General features: G+C 35.4%; 2 protein-coding genes. Both read right to left on the minus strand.

Translation table 11 applies throughout. The features are described from left to right. Positions 1-55: 55 nt before the first annotated feature. On the minus strand, positions 56-1,939 hold the full coding sequence (locus tag Q0296_RS04840; protein ID WP_298037268.1) for an ATP-binding protein: 1,884 nt from the start codon (positions 1,937-1,939) through the stop codon (positions 56-58). A gap of 17 nt (positions 1,940-1,956) precedes the next feature. Next, the coding region (gene argH, locus Q0296_RS04845) for an argininosuccinate lyase (RefSeq protein WP_298037275.1) at positions 1,957-3,241 on the minus strand (1,285 nt) is incomplete at its 5' end.

Here is a 3,241-nt window from a genome sequence, read left to right on the forward strand (position 1 = left end):
TTCTGCGTAATTATATTTAAATTTATTTCATAAAACTACAAACCTTCAAAATATTTTATATATTAGCTAACTCTTTTATTTTTTCAAACCATCCTTTTATTTCATCAAAAGCACCAAGCTCTTCAAGCATTTCCCTTGTGAGTTGTTTTGAAAGCTCGGTAGCTATGTATTTTTTTGATGTTCTAGCACTGGATATAGGTTCTATATCTTTATTTGTCTTATTTGCATTTTGATTAATAAAATTTGGCAAATCAAGACTATTCCATTCTTTTAACCACCCATCACTTTTATTGTGAAAACAAGTTTCTATTAAATAAACGCTTTTAATTAAATCTGGATGTATGTAGTTTTCTATTTCGGCTTTCCTTGTAAGATAGCCTGCATTGCCAGAATTTATAACTTTATCTAAATACTTTTTGTATTGATAGTGTTTGGCTGTGTCTTTTTGATTATAATCGCTATCATATATATGGATCTGTGGAATATTCAATTTTACCAAATAATTATAGTCTACATAATGTTGAATAGAGGCACCACCTAAAAAAATCATCAATATAGCTTCATTTTCTAAGTCAACTATATTTTTAAAATCTATAATGTTTTTATTAATATTTTTAAGAAATTCAATATCCGTATAACCTTCAACGCATACGGCGACTTTTAATTTTTGAATTTTTTCAGGATGAATACTTGGCAAAATTCCTAATGTATCAGCTATTAAATCAAGCTTATTATCTCCATTATTAATAATAGCAACATCATCTATTTTGCTAATTAAAATCAAATTTTCTTCATCAACCATTTTTGCTATTTCTGGAGTATGGGTTGTGAGTATAAGTTGATAATTGTCTTTATGAGATAGCTCTTTTAGTGCTTCTATAAGCATTTTTTGATGATTTGGATGCTGTGCGGTTTCTGGTTCTTCTATGGCATAAATTATATCCTTATCCTTATTTTCATCACTCTCCAGTTTTCTTTCGGCCTCGGCTCTGAAATAATTTAATAATACCATTCTCCTAAAACCACTTCCTCTCTTGTTTAAGGCAATTCCATTATCACTTTCCAAACCAAATGAAAATAAAGTATCTAGGCCTTTATTGCTGATTTGAGGTTTTAAAGAATTTGTATTTTCTAGTCCCATTTCCTTCATTTTATCTATTGTTTCGTTGCCTATTTTCGTCAATTCTTCTTCTAATTGATTTTTTATTGAGTTAAATTGTTCTTCGAATCTCGCTACAGCTATTTTTGTTGCGCTTTTTAAGGGGTTTTGTATATCAGCATCACTATCTTTATTTGCTCTATCGCTCTGGAATAAAAAATACAAAGGCAACCATTTTTTTAATTGCTCCCATACGGCTTTGGCATCCTCTTTTGTTATATCAATTTTTATTTCTTCAAATTCATTGCTCGCCTTACCATATAACGCCTTTCTTATTTCAGCATTAGTTCGCTTATCTATATCTTCAACCTCTTTTTCATTAAATTTCTCATTCAGTTTCTTTTTTAAGTCAGAAATTTTCATGTTAATTAGTGGCTCATTAGAATATTCCTTCGGATACTGCACTTTTATAAATACTTTTTCCTTTTGTAATTTTTCATTTTTTATTTCAAATTCTTTTAATACCTCCAAGAAACCATCGTTATTCAAAAGACATTCATCTACCAACTTTGTTTTATTAGAGGTATCTATTAAAATTTCTTTTTCACCGTCAACTACAAATTCTGTACCTATAATAATTTTATTATCCTCTGCATTTTTGCTGAAATCGGTTATATCTATTTTTATTGTACTGCCTTCAAAAAAAATATCTAAAGCTTCTAATATAGTAGATTTTCCTACATCATTTTGCCCAATGATGACATTCATACTTTTATCAAAAAGTATTTTTACATTTTTATACGACCTAAAATTTTTTAATATTAAACTTTTTAATTTCATTTTTTAACTCCTCAAATTTAGCTTTTTAGCCATTCATTTAAAATTTCTATTTGTTCATCTACACTTTTATTTGCCGTGCCGCCTTTTGAAGTGCGGGCCTCTTTTGAAGCGTGCAGATCTAGAAATTTAATAGCATTTTCATCTAAATTTTCATCGACACTTTTTAGCTGCTCTTTGTTTAGCTCACTTAGATCAAGCCCCAAGTTTTCAGCCTTTGCCACAGCTTTTCCGGTGATGAAATGAGCCGTTCTAAATGGTATATTTTTCTCACGCACTAGATAGTCCGCCAGATCAGTGGCACTTAGATGGCCTATTTTTGTCGCTTTTAACATATTTTTTTCATTAAATTTAGCCGTTTTTATCATCTCATTTAGGATGGTAGCCGAGCTTAAAATGGTCGCAACGCTGTCAAAAACACCCTCTTTATCTTCTTGCATATCTTTATTGTAAGCAAGTGGCAAGCCTTTCATAGTAGTTAGCAGCGCTACTAAATTTCCATTTACACGCCCAGTTTTGCCACGTATGAGTTCAGCGACGTCTGGGTTTTTCTTTTGAGGCATGATGGAGCTTCCAGTGCTATAAGCATCGCTAATGCTTACAAAGCCAAATTCTTGCGAGCTCCAGAGTATAAGCTCCTCGCAAAGCCTAGAAGCGTGCGTCATAAAAATACTAATGTTAAATAAAATCTCCAGCGCAAAGTCGCGGTCACTCACGCTATCCATCGCATTTTGCGTGCAGCCTGCAAAGCCAAGCTCGCTTGCAACGATACTCCTATCTATCTTGTGCGGCGTGCCTGCAAGGGCTGCTGAGCCAAGCGGACTTAGGTTGTTTCGCTCATACGAGCTAACAAATCGCTCAAAATCCCTCTTAAACATAAACGCATATGCTAGCAAATGGTAGCTAAGGCTTACTGGTTGGGCGTGCTGAAGGTGCGTGTAGCCTGGCATCAGCGTGTCCGCGTGCTTGCTAGCGATATCTCGTAGCGCAGCGACTAGCTCGCGGATTTTTTCGGAGATCTCGACACCGCTTTTAAGCACGTAGAGGCGAAAATCAAGCGCGACCTGATCGTTTCTGCTGCGCGCGGTGTGTAGCCTGCCGCCAAGATCGCTTCCGATGAGCTCGCTTAGGCGCTTTTCGACCGCCATATGAATGTCCTCGTCGGCGGTTTTAAACTCAAATTTACCGCTTTTTATCTCCTCAAACACGGCGTCAAGCCCCGCGACGATCTTTTCGCTCTCCTCAGGCTTTAAAATCCCGCAGGCGCCGAGCATTCTTGCGTGCGCCTTGCTGCCCGCGATGTCC

The organism is uncultured Campylobacter sp. (genome assembly GCF_937890585.1).
Taxonomy (GTDB): Bacteria; Campylobacterota; Campylobacteria; order Campylobacterales; family Campylobacteraceae; genus Campylobacter_A.

Coding starts and splice junctions, on each gene's coding strand:
- Q0296_RS04840 (WP_298037268.1), bottom strand. CDS start 1,939: ATGAAATTAAAAAGTTTAATATTAAAAAATTTTAGGTCGTATAAAAAT.